We start from the raw sequence: 16788 nt of genomic DNA on the forward strand, positions 1-16788 counted from the left end.
TTTGAGTGTATTTGTTTGTAGTTCATGCTATACTACATTTACCTTAGAAGCTCAACTTGAAGTGCACAAAGGGGGATTAAATGAATGAAGCTTACTTATGGACGTACTGATTTCCCTAATGGCCGTTCACACATACTAATGCGTGATTCCGAATCTCTAAACCCTCAGCTTGTACATTTTTTGCTGGTTCTAAGTAATAAAGGGACTTTATGGGTTGATGTTTTTTGGCCCTATGATGAGGAATCCGAACGAATTACTCGTCGTATTTCGGAACAGCAGTTTTGGCAAACCTTTCGTGAATGGCGGTTACAGGGAATTAAGCTTGGTGACAATAGTAAAGTAGCAGATATGTTGGCCCGCAAACAACTCCTAACCAGGAAACATAGGGAAAAAGACGCCTAATCAAAGAAGCGGCAACCGCCGCTTCTTTTTGTTTAGTGAAAATAAAGACCTTCCTTAATTTTTTGCAGCTGCTTCAAATGATCATGTTCATCAGCAAAAATTGGTTCCAGTAATTCTTTCTCTGCAATGCTTAAATTACGCTCAGAATATTGGACTGCCCGTGCCAGACCTTTATCTTCACCATTATAGAGCCGATCAAGCATTGCTTCAGGATTTTCCTTCCCTAAGTTAAGTATTCGTTGTTTCCAATTTTCAATTTTCCCAATGACCCCCGCGCCTTCGCGAACATGTCCTCCATTCGTTTGAATATGATAGGCTAGTCTTGTCGCGTGATTTTTATGATCCGTAAGAATGCTTGTAAGATGGTTTCGGAGGGGACCATCAGAGAGAGTATCTATACATGCCTGATATTGTTCAATGGCCATATGCTCACCTTGTAAAATAGTATTTAATACTTCAAAAGATCTATCCATTTTCCAATCCTCCTATTCATTTTTGAATAGTTTGTTCCATAATCCTGCTATTATGTGCTTGAGGATGAAATCTTTGCTTGTTTTGCCTCTTCCTCCAAGGAATAAACAAAGGCTAGTATTTCGGCTACGGCCCGATAAAGCTGCGGAGGTATCTCTTTCGTTAATTCTATCTGAATTAAGGCTTCTACCAAGGCTTCATTTCTCTGGATCGGTATCCCTTCTGCCTCAGCGACCTCGATCATTCTCCGAGCTACGTCGCCTCGCCCCTTGGCAACAACACGCGGCGCTCCTGTCTGGTCGTAACTTAAAGCGGCAGCCATTTCAAGTTTAGTATTCTTGATCGTCATTGTTTAACATCTACCCCACTTCTTCTAAGGCCTCGGAGGAAATCTTCAAGCTCTGAGCTCTCCTTCAAATCGTCTGTTCCTACCTTCATAAGTTGAAATCCTAATCTTGCAAATCTAGCTTTTGCTTCGGGCAGAACCTCTTCGACTAACTCAGATACGTTCTCAGGGTCATGGGAAAGAATATTGAGAGTTAAGGAATCTTCATTAAAAAATGCATCCACCCCTATAAGTCCCAAGCCTTCGGTTTCCATCTGGATGGCTATTCGGCAATGCTTTTCATCCATTTTTGAACCTTTGCGAGCGCTTTCTATGCCTATTTGAACGGGTAGACATTGGTCTTGATACATAACTGGCAAATGGAGCAACATATACCCATTATTTTGTGTCCCCGTTTTATACCACAATTGCTGTCCGGTAATTGTATTAAGAAGACGTTGGAGCGGCTCTTTTAAATGGTTTTCCTCTGCTTGTACAGTTCCTTGCCCTGTTCTTGGCTCGATACCTTCTTCTTTTCTTGGGCCGGTTCCTTGTTCTAGTCTTGGGCCGATACTTTGCTCTGTCCTCGAGCCGGTTCCTTGCTCTGTTCTTGATCCGGTACTTTGCTCTGTTTTCGTGTCGGTTCCTTGCTCTGTTCTTGGGCCGGTACTTTGCTCTGTCCTCGGGCCGGTTCCTTGCTCCGTTCTTGGGCCGGTACTTTGCTCTGTCCTCGGGCCGGTTCCTTGCTCCGTCCTTGATCCGGTACTTTGCTCTGTTCTTGTGCCGGTTCCTTGCCCTGTTCCTTGCTCTGTTCTCGGCCCGCTTCCTTGCTCATTCAATTTTTTCAAAATCGCATATTTCAAGGTGTTTTTGAGACTTTCTTTTTCTGCTTCTATGGCGCTGGGATCGAGCATAACAACCATTTGATAAAGCCGTTGTTCATAATTTATCCCTAACTTACGCAAACACTCAATTATTTGTTCGGCCCCATTTTCATCGGATAGACTCTCCCATTTGGGAAAAGATTCTTTAACATTTTCTAGAAGTTCGTCCGGTAACAAGCCCTGTAAATTTTCCAAGAGAAATGTTCCGCTTCCACCTGCATTAAAATTCCTAAGCAAACCCAAGAGTTCTTGTTTCATCGGTAGTCCTCTTTCAGTCAGTTCCGACGATTGAGGGGAATTGACCGAAATCTCCTGAGGGTTATCTTGATTAATGTCTCTCAGCAAAAGGTAAAACCCTTCGTCTTCGCCAACTTTTGTCCAGAATTTATCCCCGACCTTCGCCGATGTCTCAAAAATAGCCGCTAGTTCTTGACCTTTAACCGATATTGTCCCTATGTTCTCTCCATCTTTCTGGATTACTTCCACGAGAAGTCGTTCTCCAGGTTGCCCTAGCTTAGATTTTAGTAAATCCATCGACTTTAGGGATAAGGAATTTATGTTTATTTCCATACTCTTTCTCCCGTTCCGTTAGCAATCGTTTCTGTTATGGTTAAAACAGCTTAGGAAACTTCCTAAGCTGTTTGTTTAAAAATAAATATGTTTTGCATTGATATGACCTTCTTGCACTTCAAGCCAGCCAAAAGAATATTGAGGTTCACGTCGTTTGTCCGTAGGGGAACCAGGATTAAACATAAGTACTCCATTATGGCACTTGAGAGTTGGAGTATGACTATGCCCAAATACAATAACATCAACATGATTCGACTCAAAGGCTGAATAAGCCCGTTCTAAGGTAGTCTTTCCCTTGCCTTGATGTCCATGGATAATACCAAATTTAAACGATTCACATTCAACCCATTCTTGACTTGGCAAATCTACAGTCCAGTCATCACAATTCCCGCACACTGCTTTTACTGGGGCAACAAGGGAAAGTTCATCAACGAGTTCCTTGTGTGTTAAGTCTCCTGCATGAAGAATGAGATCCGCGTCGCTTAAATGCTCCCATACCAAACGCGGCAGTGATCGTCCGGCTTTTAGATGGGTATCAGATAATACAGCAATTCTCATCAGATGCACCTCATATGTAATTTTTCTCATCTTGTTTGTCATCTATATTATTCGTTTACAGCTAAATCTTCGCGTTTCGTTGATACATTATAACATAATTCTTGGATTTGGAGAAAAGCTAAGAGTGAAAAAGGATTGTAAGGTTTCCCAAACAATCCTTAAAAATCAATGTAAATACTTCCCTGGATAACGTTGGCGTTTAATGGCCTTCCGAACTTCGTTGGCGACACGCCAAGTTTCCGGCAGATGAGGTGTAATCAATTCTAATTTTCCCGATCTTTTATCGATTAAAATATCAACCGTTGGCTTTCTTCCTTGTTCCTTCTCTCCCGGGTGTAAAATATCAATCCCTATTTTATGTTCGTCATATTGAGGAGGAACAAGATAATTTAAAACCTCTTCAGTAGCATCCATTAACTCTATAACTTGTTCTTGAGGATATCCTTCTCGCAAAAGAATATCTTTTACTTGAGTTAGAGGATGGTCAAGGGTGAGTAACATCTGGGCGCGTTGAATTAAATTGTAATCGATTTCCATGACGCACCTCCACTTTATTTTGATGTCTTCATTTTTCCCTTAACCTTTCTAATGAATACTGATGAGTTGTTTACGGATCTGGCGATATCTTACATTAAATTTATGAATATGAGGAGGTAACAATGTTAAAATTTCTATCACTGCCTTTTGTCATTGCAGCCATTTCCGGGATTGCCATGGCTGTTCAAGGAAGTTTAAACTCTTTATTAAGTGAGAAAACGTCTTTATTATCTGCTACTTTTGTAGTTCATATTATTGGAACTTTTGTTGCCTTATTAGCTCTCTTAGCATACAAGACACCCATCTTTAAACAACATTGGATGTCAGTTCCTTGGTATCTATATCTTGGCGGGGTACTAAGTGTTGTTATTGTAGGACTTGTTGCGGTCAGCATTCCTAAGATCGGCGTATGTAATGCAACAACAGCCATTATTATTGGTCAAGTTGCCACCGCAGTTCTTATCGACCATTTTGGTTGGTTTGGTATTCATCGACTTCCCTGGAATCAATGGCAGCTTTTGGGGATTATTTTGTTTGCGGCTGGAGCGAAACTTCTTTTTCGCTAACATTAGCTATTCGAACGAGCTGTAATAGCTGCCATGTTTATTATAATGGAATATATTTCATCGCTGACAATGAATTTATGAATTTGACCATTTGAGGCAAGAATAACCGTATTTTTGCCATTCGAGTTTTTATCTATTTCAATCAAACGAAGCAAGAATTCATAAGCTTCACTGCTTACAGGAAGTTGCTTAAACACTCCATCGGCAACAAATATTATCCAAAATCCGGAGGTGATCTCGCTTTTTCCATTATCAAATGCACTGGAGGCATTTGAATAATCTTGGCCCAGGTAATTTTGTGAGTTTATATTATTATAAATTTGATCCGTTGTACCGTTCATAGTGTAATTGTCATTTAACGTACTTGTTTGAGTCACGGGAGAAGATAAACGATTGTAAATATCTTTAAAAAAATTAGGAAATAACAAATATCCTACGACTCCTATGATAAAAATCCATAGGGCCAAGGCTTGTAAATCTTGCCACAATTCACTATGTGGTGGTCTACCCCAGGTATTTGGCATAGCCTCTCCCCCTATAGTCATGATTTCTATCATAATTAAGCATCCCTAAACATATATACGTTCAGCTATATGAAGATATGTGTAAGATACTTGCATCTAACTAACCCGAGTTCTAAAATAGAACAGAGGTGTTATAGATGGATATACTCCGCCAAAAACTAAGCCTGCTGCCTCCAAAACCTGGTGTATACCTTATGAAAGACTGCCAAGGTCAAATTATATACGTCGGCAAAGCTAAACAACTAAAAAATCGTGTAAAATCGTACTTTACCGGATCCCATGATGGAAAAACCGCTCGTTTAGTGAGCCAGATCATAGATTTTGAGTATATTTTAACCGATTCCGAAGTAGAAGCTTTAGTACTGGAATGTAATTTAATAAAAAAACATAACCCCAAGTACAACATTCTTCTGCGCGACGACAAAACTTACCCTTATTTGATGATTACCCATGAAAGGCACCCGCGGGTTATTGTGACACGTCAAATTAAAAAAGGCTCCGGTAAATATTTCGGACCCTATCCCAACGCAACGGCCGCCCAAGAAGCCGCTCGTTTGCTCAACCGTCTTTTTCCTTTTAGAAAATGCCGCCAAATACCGACTCGTTCTTGTCTCTATTATCATCTGGATCAATGCTTAGCGCCCTGTGTTCATGATATCACTCCTAATGCCTATGAAGAAATTTCCAAGAATGCAACAACCTTTCTCAATGGCGACCAAAGTGAAGTATTGAATCTTCTAGCGACAAAAATGCATACAGCTGCAGAATCCCTCCAATTCGAAAGAGCCAAAGAATATCGAGATCTCATCGAGGATTTGAAACGCCTTGGTGAGAAGCAAAATATCACTCTCAACGATTTTATTGACCGTGATGTCATTGGCTATGCTCAAACCACTGATCAATTATGTATACAGATATTTTATCTTCGTCAAGGTAAATTATTGGCGAGAGATAACTTTATTTTTCCTTATTTCGAAGATCCCGAAGATGCATTTAGTTCCTTTATTGCTCAATTCTACCTTGATCGTAAAGCATGGCCGAAGGAAATTCTCATCCCTCCTATCGACTCACAAGCCTTAACTAGTCTGTTTCCTATTTCAATTCCTCAAAAAGGGAAAAAAAGAGATTTAGTTCTCATGGCCATGTCCAATGCTCAAACAACACTTCATGAGCAGATTACTCTGGAAATCCGCCAACAATCGGATAATCTCCAAGCATTGACAACCCTTGGGGAGCTCTTGAAGATATCATACCCTAGACGAGTTGAGGCCTTTGATATTTCAAACACGGCCGGCACTCATTCTGTGGCAGGCATGATTCAGTTTATCGAGGGTAAACCCCATCGAAAAGGCTATCGTAAATTTAAAATTCAACCAATGGAGACTTCCGATGACACTGCTTCTATGAGTCAAGTGATACGCCGCCGTTACGCTCGCCTTAGATCTGAAGATGAACCTTTGCCGGACCTGATCCTGGTCGACGGGGGAAAAGGTCAAATTAATGCGGCTTTAAAAGAATTGGAAGCCCTTGGCCTCAATATTCCTGTGGCAGGCATGGTTAAAAATGATCGTCACCAAACAAATGAACTCATGGATAGGGAGGGGAATTCAATTCCCTTGGCGAGAAACCATCCAACGTTCTTATTGTTGGGGCGAATTCAGAATGAAGTTCACCGTTTCGCCATCACCTTTCACCGGCAGCAGCGAACTAAAAATATGACACTTTCTGCTTTAGACGGAATAACTGGAATCGGGCCCAAACGCAAGCAGCATCTCTTACAGCATTATTCTTCCCTTTCTGAGATACAGAAGGCTACTATAGAAGAACTACAAGCGACAGGACTGCCAAGAGCAATTGCAGTCTCAATTTTTGAATATTTTCACCCGGCTCCGTCACTTAACCCTTTGGAGGAGGAGAAATCAATTCCATGATCTTAAATTACAGAGTGGAGTTATGCCGAAAATGTTACTATAAACGCACTCAACAATGCTTAAGTACAGATGACTATATCAATAATTCAAATGACTTTTTAACGAAACCTGGCGGTGAGTGTCTTCACTACAGGCCCGTTCCTTGGGTACCTCGACCCCCACTTCAATGAGTGAGGGTTACTCCTTCTATTTCTTCAGCGGGGAGTAGAGCCCATCCTTCAGCGCGATAGCATTTGTTATTGGCTAGGCACTTGCGGAGCGAAACTGTCCACAGGACACTTTCGGCACCAAAGCCCCGAGATTCAACTTGAGTTGAACAAGTTCACTAAATACTTTTATGATGATCTAATTAACCCGCCGTGCGCCTAAATAACGGTTTGCATAATAGTTCTCATTCAAATTGGTAACACGAATACCTTTATTTGAGGCATGAACAAAACGCCCTCCGCCAATATAAATACCCACGTGAGAGGCCCCTGAGGCATAAGTTGAAAAGAAAACCAAATCACCTACTTGCAGCTGTCCTCGGCTCACTGAGGCTCCAACTCTAAATTGCTCGGCAGCCGTTCTAGGCAAAGAAGTATTTACCGCCCGGTATACATACTGGGTAAATCCTGAACAATCAAAGCCGCTTCGACTCGTTCCGCCAAAACGGTAAGGGACACCCTGCAGGCTTAGTGCATTAGCAATTAATTGGTAACTGTCCGACCGTGAGACATGACTTTGGGACGCATTTGCCACTTGAACAGGCTCGGATTGAATCGTTTCGGGTCTTGTTGTCGGAACCTGGACTACCGTTGAATTTGTTTTCTCTGCAGATTTGCCAATGTCACTTGTGGTAATTGAAGGATTCTTCCAATGGAACTGAGTGCGGATGGTCTTGGTGTAGGATCCAGTTGACAGGGAAATTGAAACTGAGTTGGCGGCAACTTTACCCGTTTCCGGTACTGATAGACTGCTTGCCAACAAGATGCCTGCCAAAACTGTGCTTCCTAACCACATCCGCCCGGATGAGGAAATTAGCAAGGAAAATCCACCTTTCATTTGCTTACGAGGTTAGTTGACGGATTCGGGCTAAAGGTGTAAGCCCTACACGAAATTCGTGATTCACCCCAAGAAAGTCCCCCGCTCCTAACATAGTTGGGATTCAGCATTTACTATTAGTCTATTCGTCTATGTTAGGCTATTCGCCAGTATGTCTAAAAAGGCCTGCAATAATTCGTGGAAATTCTAACTAGCAATTCCATTATTTTTGCAACTCAGGAAACATTTAGTAAATCTATCAAGAAAACTTAGCCGGCCCTAAGCCTCCGGCGAAAGCGGCAGGTTAGTTGCACTTATGCCAGAGGACGAAGACACTGTCTTCGCACGAATTAGCTCATCTTGCAGTATACAACCAAGGGTTATACTCTCTGATAGTACAAAAAACCGCCCCTCAAATTGAGGGGCGGGTTTTTTCTTGGGCCACAGGAGGCTAAAGAGTCAATATTGAGGCTTAGGTCAAGTAGGTTTTCCCACTGAGCTCCTTCGGTTTCCCATAAGGCGATTTCTCCTTTTTCTCAGCCTGGGATGTCACCATCACCAGAACTTGATCACCACTTAGTCCCCACTTCAATCCTCTCTAGTTAACGTTCTAGAAGTTTCCTTAACACTCCTAGACAATCTAGCCTCTTTTGCAGAAAAGCATTTCCGGCAGTTTGTAAGGCATCGGCCAACACCTTCCAAACCTCTTACAGCCTTCCCAACTTTTCCACCTCAAGGCAGGCTACACTGCACTAAGTTCCTTCCTAATGCAGGTTCTACCCTAAGCCATAGCTATAAAAGCCACGCACTTAGGCCTCCACGGAAAAGGGTCGCGCCCGCATGCCATTGCGGATCCCCCTCATTCCTTAACCCCCAGCAGCAGCCCTCGACTGGGCGTCGAAAGCCACCACCAGGAACTTCATCGGTATGCCCTCGGCGGATTATTAGGCCCGCCTTCGATTGCCAATCGTGCACTAGAATAACGCTCCATAGCCCAAAGTAAAATTAATGTCTCAAAGAATTTACAGTGATTATTTTACCTGATTATCGTTACTTTGTAAAAAACCTTTTAGCTAGTTATACCTTCGATAGAGCGAGCAAAAACTTTTATCGAGTTTCTTATTATCATAGAATCGAATATTTCCTACGAAAATCAGTAAAAATAAAGATAATAAAGCCTAAATTTTAATTGGACAAACTTGTAATGGGAGCAGGAATCCTACCTCCGCGCTTTATAAATGTTTTTGAAGAAAAGGGATGAATATCCATAACCGGAGCACCACCCAATAATCCTCCGAACTCAACACGTTCCCCGGCATTTTTGCCGATGGCGGGAATGATTCGAACAGCCGTTGTTTTTTTATTGATCATTCCGATGGCAGCTTCATCAGCTATGATAGCAGAAATAGTTTCCGAGCTCACATTCCCGGGCAGCGCAATCATGTCTAAACCAACGGAACAAACACAAGTCATTGCTTCAAGTTTATCCAGATTCAAAGCTCCGACTTCAACTGCATTAACCATCCCGGCATCTTCAGAGACGGGGATAAAAGCGCCGCTTAGCCCGCCGACATGAGAAGAAGCCATCGCGCCGCCTTTTTTAACCGCATCGTTTAGTAGAGCTAAGGCAGCCGTTGTTCCATGAGTTCCACACCGTTCTAAACCCATGTTTTCAAGAATCTCCGCCACACTATCACCGATTGCCGGCGTAGGAGCCAAAGATAAATCAACAATCCCAAAAGGAACCTGTAAAGCCTTGGAGGCAGCTCGACCAATCAATTCACCCATCCTCGTGATTTTAAAGGCTGTTTGTTTTATAAGATTCGATAGTTCACCGAAATCTGCATCCGGGTATTCCTTGACAACCTTTGCCACAACTCCCGGACCGCTTACTCCAACATTAATTACACATTCCGGTTCCCCAACACCATGAAAAGCACCGGCCATGAAGGGATTATCTTCCGGAGCGTTGCAGAAGACAACAAGTTTCGCCGCACCAATACCGTCTTGATCAGCGGTTTTACGTGCGGTATCCAGAATAACCTCTCCCATCTTTAATACCGCATCCATATTTATTCCGGCCTTCGTTGTTCCAATATTAACGGATGAGCATACATAGTTTGTTTCGCTCAAAGCCTGAGGAATTGCCTCAATTAAGGCCAAATCTCCATTCGTAAATCCCTTTTGCACCAATGCCGAAAAACCGCCGATAAAATTAATGCCTAACTCATTGGCTGCCCGGTCTAAGGCCCTTGCGATTTTAACCATTCCTTCCGGCGATAAATGAGCTGCCGCGATGGCTATCGGTGTAACTGCAACACGTTTATTAATAATCGGGATTCCAAAGCGTGACGAGACCTGTTCCCCAACGCTAACCAATTGACTTGCTTTTTTCACGATCTTATCATAAATTTTCCGTTCCAAAGAATTAATATCGTCTGTTATGCAGTCCAACAAACTTATACCCATGGTGATCGTTCTAATATCAAGATTCTCTTCATGAATCATCTTGATCGTTTGTTGAATTTCTTCACGGGCAAATGTAATCGTCATTCACGATTCCCTCCACAATTACCTTTAATATTCTTTCAACGCCAATCCTAAATGCGGTGCATATAAGTGAAAATATCCTCGTGTTGAACCTTTACTTGAAGTCCTTTCTCAAGCCCCTCACGTTCAAGAGTATTGGCTAATGCAACTAACTCCAACGTTGCAGATTTCAAGTCAACTACCATGATCATCGTAAAAAACTCTTTAAGAATCGTCTGGCTTATATCTAAAATGTTTACTTGAAACTCTGCAAGTTTATTGGAAACCCAGGCAATAATCCCTATCTGGTCTCGTCCAATAACCGTAATGATGGCTCGATTGGACTCTTCTCGAATCACTGACATATTGTTATCCTCCCTTTGAGACGTTAGTATATGTTATGTCAAAAGAGAGCCCCAAAGAGCTCTCTTTAGAAACTTTACGTATTATGAACAACTTCCGCCGCAGCTATCACAACCGCCGCTCGGATTGGCTGTGCGGATTTCGAACCCACCGCCATTTTGAGAATCAATGAAATCAATTGTTGCGCCCTCTAAATAAGAGGAAAGCTTCTTATCGGTGAGTATTGACACGCCAAAGCCTTCATCAAGTACATCATCCGTTGTCTTTGACTCATCCAGAGTCATGCCGAAATTCGGCCCACCTCAGCCAGCACCTGCTAAATAAAGCCTAAGAAATGCATTTTCTTTATTTTGGCTTTTTAACACTTCTTTAACTTTTTGGGCGGCGAGCTCTGTTATTGCTACCATAAATCTCACTCCCTTTCATCTCGCTAGTCCTAAATATACCATATTTTTAGTTTTTAGCAAGGAAAAATAAACTAAAATTTAAACCAATTTATCATTTAAATCCTAGACTTCTTCCCCACTTCCTGATGCACGAAAATCTTTCAAAAATTGGCGTACTTCAACTTCTAAGCTTTCGGGAAGACCTTGAGTAATACTTTGCCAATGTTTAACTTCAAAGTTAATTTTCTCTACCCAGTTTTTCCCTTCAGGCCAAGAAATAAACGCCTTCGGTTCTGAGAACGTGTAAGTTTTTAGAAAATACGCGATCGCAATAAGAAGTATACCACGCCAAAGCCAACGCATCTAAACTCATCCTTCCAAATAAGCTAAAAAAACTATAAATGTTTTATGGAAATAGCTTACCCAGATAAGATAGATTTAAATCATTTCCGAATGTAACTGTCGCCAAAATTCTTCCATATAAAGGAATAATGGTTTAAAATAAGTTAAGGCCGTCTTCGTAAATAAATGTTCTTGATAACCTTGAATTCTCTCCTGATAAAAGGATTCACAAGAGTTTTCTCCCATAATGGGCCAACCTTGCACACCCCCGAGTGTAAAAAGACGCCCCAAACCAATGGCTCCTACAAAATCCAATTTATCCGCATCATACAATATTTTGGCCTCTAATGTTTCCGGTTCATACCCAGCTTCCCGAGAATGGGCAATAATTGCTTCTTTGACTCTTGCAATAAGATCCTCTGAATATCCGGCTTTATGTAAAATATTAACTGCAAGCCCTGCACTGCTTTGAGCATGTGTTTTTTCAACGGCACCGGATCGACCGATGTCATGCAGTAAGGCCGCAAGTTCAATCACAGTAACGTCTGCACCTTCAGCTAAGGCTATTTTTTTACCCCAGTTTCTAACCCTCAAGGCGTGCTCTAAGTCATGTGCCCGATCCTTGCGTGCGTAAAAGCCTTTTGCAATTTGGACTACCTGATCTATCATTTCCTGACTCGAGGGAAAATCCATTGTGCCCACCTCCATTCCCCTATATTGAATACTCTTTCCAATTTAGTCCATCTTACTCCCCGTTTTTCGGACTTGTCAATATTACTTATTACTAATTAAAAGGAGCATTTATGAGCAAAACAACCGTTCTTAACACGTTCCTTATCCTAACCGTCTTCATAACCTTCTGCATAACCTTCTGCATTACTTCATACTATGATTATTCTGAGGTGAATACCTCAACTTTTGAGCAAAAATCCATTGAAATCTCTCACCCACAGTCCTCTCCGGCTCAACTCGCTTCTCCAATCTCAATCTCCGACTCAAACCCTCCTCCTATTCATTCCTCAGATCCCAAAGCCCTTACACTTTACGAAGAAGGACTTAAGCTCTATTATCAACGCCGGTTTTCACAGGCCCTTGAGCTCTTTAATAAATCATTAACCATTGACCCCCTTTGTTACGAAGCCCTTAACGGCAAGGGGGCAACTCAGGCCTATTTAGGCAATTATAATCAAGGACTCGCTCTGATTCAGCAAGCCCTTGATCTTAATCCAGCCTATGTTTATGGAAATTTCAACCGAGGATTAGCTTTCGAACTTGCTGGACAGTGGGATGAGGCCATTGCCGCTTATCAAAAGACATTACAATTAGACAAAAACGACACTTGGAGTTATTACGGGATTGCAAGTATCTATGGCCGGCTCGGGAACATTAACAAGGTGGTCGAATACCTGCAGCAAGCCATCGCCCTTGATCCTGATGTCAAAGAGGTTGCCCGGGAGGAAAAAGATTTTGCTCCTGTGCGAGAATATCCACGTTTTCAAGCACTCATTGCACCTTAAAATTAGTTAAGGAGATTTTCTAAGCGATCAATAAGTTCTGTAAAAACTTGCAGTGCCTCCCGAACAGGCTGGGGTGTCTCCATATCTACTCCGGCTTTACGCAGCAATTCAATAGGATAGTCTGAGCTGCCGCTGCTTAAAAACTTGAGATAACGTGCCACAGCCGGCTGGCCCTCCTTCAAAATCGCCCGGGCAAAGGCTATAGCTGCAGAAAAACCTGTGGCATATTTATAGACATAAAAAGCATTATAGAAATGGGGAATGCGCGACCATTCAAGAGCAATTTCGGGGTCTAATATCATATCATTTCCATAGTAAGTCGCATTTAAGTCGCGGTAAATTTCTGAGAACTGATCGGCAGTCAGTGCTCCTCCTTCTTCGACGATGGCATGAGTTTTCTTTTCGAATTCAGCGAACATAGTTTGCCTGAAGATGGTTCCCCTGAATTGTTCAAGATAATGGTTCACTAAGTAGGCAAGAAGATTAGCGTCTTTCGTTTTTGCCAACAGATGCTCCATGACAAGAGCTTCGTTCAAAGTTGAGGCCACTTCGGCAACGAAAATTTTATAACCGGCGTAAAGATGAGGTTGGGCATGATTTGATAAGTACGTGTGCAAAGAATGACCCATTTCGTGAGCTAACGTAAACATAGAGTCGAGGGTATCCTGATGATTCAGCAGCACAAAAGGATGCGACTGATAGGTACCCCAGGAGTAAGCTCCGCTTGTCTTGCCTTCATTTTCGCAGACATCAACCCATTTGTTTTCAAATCCCTCTTTCAAAATCTTGAGATAATCAGCTCCCAAAGGGTTCAAACCCTCTAGTACCATTGATTTAGCCTCTTCATAGGATATCTTCATGGTCGTCTCAGGGACCATAGGTACATAGATATCGTACATATGTATCTCCGAAAGATTCAAGGCCTTTTTACGCAGGCGAACATAGCGGTGCATTTCGGGAAGAAATTCGTGGACCGTTTCAATTAAGGAATCGTAGACTTTCAGAGGAACCCGATCATCATCTAAGGAAGCCTTTATGGCGGAAGGATAGTTTCGAGCTTTGGCAAAAAAAACATCCGATTTGATGCTGGAATTTAAGGTTGCAGCCCAGGTATTTCGCTGTTTGCCATAGGTTTTGTAGAGAGTCTCAAAAGCCTCCTTGCGTACTTCACGTTTGTAACTCTCCATATAGTGAATGAAATTCCCCTTGGTCAATTCAACCATTTGCCCAGATTCATCTTCAATTGAAGGAAATTTAAGATCCGCATTATTTGCCATGGTGAAAATAGCGCTCGGAGCTTCAGCAAGTTCACCAACTCCGGCTAATAATTTCTCTTCATTGGAGCTAAGAATATGCTCTTTCTTACGCAGGATCTCTTCGAGGGCATGATGATAAACTTTCAACGTTTCAGACTCGGCACGAAATTCGTTGAGCTTCCCTTCAGGCATTGCCAATAATTCAGGGACAACAAAGGCTGTTGCCCTGCTGACTTTAACAGCAAGGGCTCCGGCACGATCCGTCATTGCCTGATAGTTCCCCTGACGATTGTCCTCATCCCTTCTCATTCGCGCGTAAGAGTAAACCTCTTCAAGTCGTAAACTAAGGTCATCCATCCATTTTAAACAGGACACCAAGACACTTGAGGAGTCTCCTAGGTGACCTTCAAATTTTTCCCCTTCATCCAAGAGCTTCTCAATATGAATATACTCCTGTTCCCAAAGGTCATTGCTGGCGAAAATATCTTCCAGTCTCCATTTCATGGCCTCCGGAACTTCTTCTCTGGACTTTAGTCGATTTTGTTCCACAAATATACCCTCCTTGTTGTTCGTCACACTTATTATATACACGCCCATCAAAAATTACCATTTTCTATAGCTTTCTTTGAAGAAAACTTGGCCGGCACTCAAGATACTGTCTTCGCATTCCAGATAGTATCAAAAGGGTGTAACCAAACAAATCGTTGGTTACACCCTTAGTTTATGCTTAAATTCGTTGGAATCCCGATTTCTTGAGCAACTTGCCTTTTATTCTTACTCCTCGGTATCTTCAGTGAGTGTTAAGTCCATCCTTAAGCGCGATAGTATTTGTTATTGGCTAGGCGCTTTCGGCGAAACTGTCCACAGGACACTTTCGTCACCGAAGCCCTGATGTTCATCTTTTGCTGAACGAATTCACTCTCGATTAATGAGATCGTAAAAGATGAAATACAAAATAATCTGAGCGGAAGAATAGCCGCGAATAAAAGATTGGCTGATCTAATTTGTCAAAATGAACTTCATCCAGAAGAAGCAAGGGGCTCGCAGCGGAAACGGACAATTTATCGGCTAGTTCTTTACCGGCCACAATAGGGCGAAGGTCCGTTGACGCATAAGAAATGCGAACACCTTTTACCTCTTCAAGATAGGCAAACACGGAAGATCTCATTTTTTCAACTTCAAGTTCTCCGATCACCGCGGGAAACGTGTCGATACAATAGACCACCGGAATACCATCTGCAGTACGTACTCTGCGCAAATGGTAAACTGAAGTCCCCACCTCAATCCCTAACTTTTCAGCAACCCGGGCATCTGCAGTGGACATTTCAAAGGCTGCTTCACTAGTACCCGGAGTAGAGCCCATTTCCAAAATAGCATCCGTTACTCGAAACAGAACTTCTAAACCCGGTTTAGCTTTGGGTGAAGGTTCTCCCAGAATAAATGTCCCTAGTCCTTGTTTTTTTTCAACGACACCACTGGCCTCCAGCACTCGCAAGGCTTCACGAAGCGTATTTCGGCTGACACCCATTTCTTTGGCTAATTGTTCTTCATTAGGAAGTCTGCTGTTTACCAGATACTTCCCTCGTCGAATTTCATCCAAAAGCTCCAAGCGAACAAGATCGGAGAGGGATTTTCCACTCTGCTGAATACGTCCCATCTACGATAACCCCTCCTATTTATTTGTTCGGATCATACGGAATTCCATCTGCGGCAGGCGCAGTACTCTTCCCAACTAATCCGGTTAAAGCGAGAATGGTCAGTGCGTAGGGCAGCATTTGAATAATATTTGAAGAGATGCCTCCCCCCTGCAAGACCATGCTTAAGGCCATAGCGAAGCCAAATAATAAAGCAGCTCCTAAAGACCCCAAGGGAGTCCATTTGCCAAAAATCATGGCTGCAAGAGCGATATAACCTCTGCCGCCGCTCATATTAACCTCAAAACTATTCAAGAGGCCCAGTGATAAGTAAACGCCTCCCAAGCTTGAAAGCATACCTCCAATAATGACTCCCAAATATCTCAACTTTCGTACATTCAATCCGGCAGTATCCGCAGCCTGAGGGTTTTCGCCAACTGCTCTGAGACGCAGTCCCAAGTTTGTATGAAAAAGAAAATAATGGGAAGCAACGACTAGAATCAACATTAAATAAACAACAACATTTTGAGAACCGAGGATTGGGCCGACCAGAGGAATGTTACTTATTCCAGGTAATGTGATATTGGGCAGAGCCGGCGTCGTACGAGGAGTCCCGCCATAGCCAAAAATCGTATTTAACAAAAATGCCGTTAAGCCTGCAGCGAAAATATTAATCCCCATACCAACTATAACCTGGTCGGCACTAAGGTTCACTGTAACATAGGCGAATAAGACTGATATCAAAGCACCCATAATCAATGCTCCCAGAAGTCCGACCCAAGCACTGTTTGAATAATAAGCGAAAAGGACTCCGAAAAATGCTCCGATAAGCATAATGCCTTCCATAGCAATGTTTACAACCCCACTGCGTTCCGAATAAGTCCCCCCCAGTGCAGGCAGAGCAATTGGAGTAGCCATGGCTAACGTTGCCGCCCAAAGGTCAGGTCTTAATAATGCCGCCCACAACATA

Annotated in this window: 19 protein-coding genes and 1 riboswitch; of the genes, 4 read left to right on the forward strand and 15 right to left on the reverse strand. The window is 42.5% G+C overall.

Annotated features, from left to right (window positions below):
• The first annotated feature begins 84 nt into the window (after positions 1 to 84).
• Entirely contained in the window at positions 85 to 402 is a 318-nt protein-coding gene (locus DESACI_RS14895) for a hypothetical protein (RefSeq protein ID WP_014828023.1), read from the forward strand.
• Positions 403 to 434: 32 nt separating this feature from the next.
• Here DESACI_RS14895 and DESACI_RS14900 read toward each other — a convergent pair whose 3' ends face one another.
• From DESACI_RS14900 to DESACI_RS14925, 5 genes are all read right to left on the reverse strand, one after another.
• On the reverse strand, positions 435 to 875 hold the full coding sequence (locus DESACI_RS14900; protein ID WP_014828024.1) for a DUF2383 domain-containing protein: 441 nt from the start codon (positions 873 to 875) through the stop codon (positions 435 to 437).
• A 50-nt stretch (positions 876 to 925) separates the two neighbouring features.
• Positions 926 to 1222, reverse strand: a complete 297-nt coding sequence (locus DESACI_RS14905) for an EscU/YscU/HrcU family type III secretion system export apparatus switch protein (RefSeq protein WP_014828025.1) — start codon at positions 1220 to 1222, stop codon at positions 926 to 928.
• Entirely contained in the window at positions 1219 to 2652 is a 1434-nt protein-coding gene (locus DESACI_RS25245; protein ID WP_014828026.1) for a hypothetical protein, read from the reverse strand. Before DESACI_RS25245 ends, DESACI_RS14905 begins: the two co-directional genes overlap by 4 nt.
• 75 nt (positions 2653 to 2727) lie before the next feature.
• Positions 2728 to 3210, reverse strand: coding sequence for a metallophosphoesterase family protein (locus tag DESACI_RS14920; RefSeq protein WP_014828027.1), 483 nt, complete (start codon positions 3208 to 3210; stop codon positions 2728 to 2730).
• A gap of 165 nt (positions 3211 to 3375) precedes the next feature.
• On the reverse strand, positions 3376 to 3747 hold the full coding sequence (locus tag DESACI_RS14925; RefSeq protein ID WP_014828028.1) for a hypothetical protein: 372 nt from the start codon (positions 3745 to 3747) through the stop codon (positions 3376 to 3378).
• Positions 3748 to 3869: 122 nt separating this feature from the next.
• Here DESACI_RS14925 and DESACI_RS14930 point away from each other — a divergent pair, with 122 nt between their 5' ends.
• On the forward strand, positions 3870 to 4313 hold the full coding sequence (locus tag DESACI_RS14930) for a DMT family transporter (RefSeq protein WP_014828029.1): 444 nt from the start codon (positions 3870 to 3872) through the stop codon (positions 4311 to 4313).
• A gap of 2 nt (positions 4314 to 4315) precedes the next feature.
• Here DESACI_RS14930 and DESACI_RS14935 read toward each other — a convergent pair whose 3' ends face one another.
• Positions 4316 to 4837, reverse strand: a complete 522-nt coding sequence (locus DESACI_RS14935) for a hypothetical protein (protein ID WP_014828030.1) — start codon at positions 4835 to 4837, stop codon at positions 4316 to 4318.
• Between the two features lie 137 nt (positions 4838 to 4974).
• On the opposite strand from DESACI_RS14935, the gene uvrC reads away from it, so the two are divergent.
• Entirely contained in the window at positions 4975 to 6768 is a 1794-nt protein-coding gene (uvrC, locus tag DESACI_RS14940; protein ID WP_014828031.1) for an excinuclease ABC subunit UvrC, read from the forward strand.
• Positions 6769 to 7113: 345 nt separating this feature from the next.
• Here uvrC and DESACI_RS14945 read toward each other — a convergent pair whose 3' ends face one another.
• The 6 genes from DESACI_RS14945 to DESACI_RS14970 form a co-directional block, all read right to left on the reverse strand.
• Positions 7114 to 7794, reverse strand: a complete 681-nt coding sequence (locus tag DESACI_RS14945; protein WP_014828033.1) for a C40 family peptidase — start codon at positions 7792 to 7794, stop codon at positions 7114 to 7116.
• Positions 7795 to 7797: 3 nt separating this feature from the next.
• A riboswitch (cyclic di-AMP (ydaO/yuaA leader) is annotated at positions 7798 to 7931 on the reverse strand.
• 1045 nt (positions 7932 to 8976) lie between these two features.
• Complete coding sequence (locus DESACI_RS14950) at positions 8977 to 10344, reverse strand: PFL family protein (protein ID WP_014828034.1); 1368 nt, start codon at positions 10342 to 10344, stop codon at positions 8977 to 8979.
• A 47-nt stretch (positions 10345 to 10391) separates the two neighbouring features.
• Positions 10392 to 10685: an ACT domain-containing protein gene (locus DESACI_RS14955; protein ID WP_014828035.1), complete on the reverse strand. Its 294-nt coding sequence runs from the start codon at positions 10683 to 10685 to the stop codon at positions 10392 to 10394.
• A gap of 81 nt (positions 10686 to 10766) precedes the next feature.
• Positions 10767 to 11090, reverse strand: coding sequence for a HesB/IscA family protein (locus DESACI_RS25250; RefSeq protein WP_014828036.1), 324 nt, complete (start codon positions 11088 to 11090; stop codon positions 10767 to 10769).
• Between the two features lie 102 nt (positions 11091 to 11192).
• Entirely contained in the window at positions 11193 to 11432 is a 240-nt protein-coding gene (locus DESACI_RS14965; RefSeq protein ID WP_014828037.1) for a hypothetical protein, read from the reverse strand.
• Positions 11433 to 11507: 75 nt separating this feature from the next.
• Positions 11508 to 12104, reverse strand: coding sequence for an HD domain-containing protein (locus DESACI_RS14970; RefSeq protein ID WP_014828038.1), 597 nt, complete (start codon positions 12102 to 12104; stop codon positions 11508 to 11510).
• A gap of 110 nt (positions 12105 to 12214) precedes the next feature.
• Here DESACI_RS14970 and DESACI_RS14975 point away from each other — a divergent pair, with 110 nt between their 5' ends.
• Entirely contained in the window at positions 12215 to 12928 is a 714-nt protein-coding gene (locus DESACI_RS14975) for a tetratricopeptide repeat protein (protein ID WP_014828039.1), read from the forward strand.
• Positions 12929 to 12930: 2 nt separating this feature from the next.
• Here the strand turns inward: DESACI_RS14975 and pepF are convergent, their stop codons facing one another.
• The 3 genes from pepF to DESACI_RS14990 form a co-directional block, all read right to left on the reverse strand.
• On the reverse strand, positions 12931 to 14733 hold the full coding sequence (gene pepF / locus DESACI_RS14980; protein WP_014828040.1) for an oligoendopeptidase F: 1803 nt from the start codon (positions 14731 to 14733) through the stop codon (positions 12931 to 12933).
• Between the two features lie 376 nt (positions 14734 to 15109).
• Positions 15110 to 15841: a GntR family transcriptional regulator gene (locus tag DESACI_RS14985; RefSeq protein ID WP_014828041.1), complete on the reverse strand. Its 732-nt coding sequence runs from the start codon at positions 15839 to 15841 to the stop codon at positions 15110 to 15112.
• A gap of 19 nt (positions 15842 to 15860) precedes the next feature.
• Entirely contained in the window at positions 15861 to 16787 is a 927-nt protein-coding gene (locus DESACI_RS14990; protein ID WP_014828042.1) for an ABC transporter permease, read from the reverse strand.
• Between the last annotated feature and the right edge of the window lies 1 nt (position 16788).

This window comes from Desulfosporosinus acidiphilus SJ4, assembly GCF_000255115.2.
Taxonomy (GTDB): domain Bacteria; phylum Bacillota; class Desulfitobacteriia; order Desulfitobacteriales; family Desulfitobacteriaceae; genus Desulfosporosinus; species Desulfosporosinus acidiphilus.

What these genes read in the sequence shown, in the direction of transcription:
- DESACI_RS14895 (WP_014828023.1), top strand. Translation starts at nt 85, where the DNA reads ATGAAGCTTACTTATGGACGTACTGATTTCCCTAATGGCCGTTCACAC.
- DESACI_RS14900 (WP_014828024.1), bottom strand. Translation starts at nt 875, where the DNA reads ATGGATAGATCTTTTGAAGTATTAAATACTATTTTACAAGGTGAGCAT.
- DESACI_RS14905 (WP_014828025.1), bottom strand. Translation starts at nt 1,222, where the DNA reads ATGACGATCAAGAATACTAAACTTGAAATGGCTGCCGCTTTAAGTTAC.
- DESACI_RS25245 (WP_014828026.1), bottom strand. Translation starts at nt 2,652, where the DNA reads ATGGAAATAAACATAAATTCCTTATCCCTAAAGTCGATGGATTTACTA.
- DESACI_RS14920 (WP_014828027.1), bottom strand. Translation starts at nt 3,210, where the DNA reads ATGAGAATTGCTGTATTATCTGATACCCATCTAAAAGCCGGACGATCA.
- DESACI_RS14925 (WP_014828028.1), bottom strand. Translation starts at nt 3,747, where the DNA reads ATGGAAATCGATTACAATTTAATTCAACGCGCCCAGATGTTACTCACC.
- DESACI_RS14930 (WP_014828029.1), top strand. Translation starts at nt 3,870, where the DNA reads ATGTTAAAATTTCTATCACTGCCTTTTGTCATTGCAGCCATTTCCGGG.
- DESACI_RS14935 (WP_014828030.1), bottom strand. Translation starts at nt 4,837, where the DNA reads ATGCCAAATACCTGGGGTAGACCACCACATAGTGAATTGTGGCAAGAT.
- uvrC (WP_014828031.1), top strand. Translation starts at nt 4,975, where the DNA reads ATGGATATACTCCGCCAAAAACTAAGCCTGCTGCCTCCAAAACCTGGT.
- DESACI_RS14950 (WP_014828034.1), bottom strand. Translation starts at nt 10,344, where the DNA reads ATGACGATTACATTTGCCCGTGAAGAAATTCAACAAACGATCAAGATG.
- DESACI_RS14955 (WP_014828035.1), bottom strand. Translation starts at nt 10,685, where the DNA reads ATGTCAGTGATTCGAGAAGAGTCCAATCGAGCCATCATTACGGTTATT.
- DESACI_RS14965 (WP_014828037.1), bottom strand. Translation starts at nt 11,432, where the DNA reads ATGCGTTGGCTTTGGCGTGGTATACTTCTTATTGCGATCGCGTATTTT.
- DESACI_RS14970 (WP_014828038.1), bottom strand. Translation starts at nt 12,104, where the DNA reads ATGGATTTTCCCTCGAGTCAGGAAATGATAGATCAGGTAGTCCAAATT.
- DESACI_RS14975 (WP_014828039.1), top strand. Translation starts at nt 12,215, where the DNA reads ATGAGCAAAACAACCGTTCTTAACACGTTCCTTATCCTAACCGTCTTC.
- DESACI_RS14985 (WP_014828041.1), bottom strand. Translation starts at nt 15,841, where the DNA reads ATGGGACGTATTCAGCAGAGTGGAAAATCCCTCTCCGATCTTGTTCGC.
- DESACI_RS14990 (WP_014828042.1), bottom strand. Translation starts at nt 16,787, where the DNA reads ATGTTGTGGGCGGCATTATTAAGACCTGACCTTTGGGCGGCAACGTTA.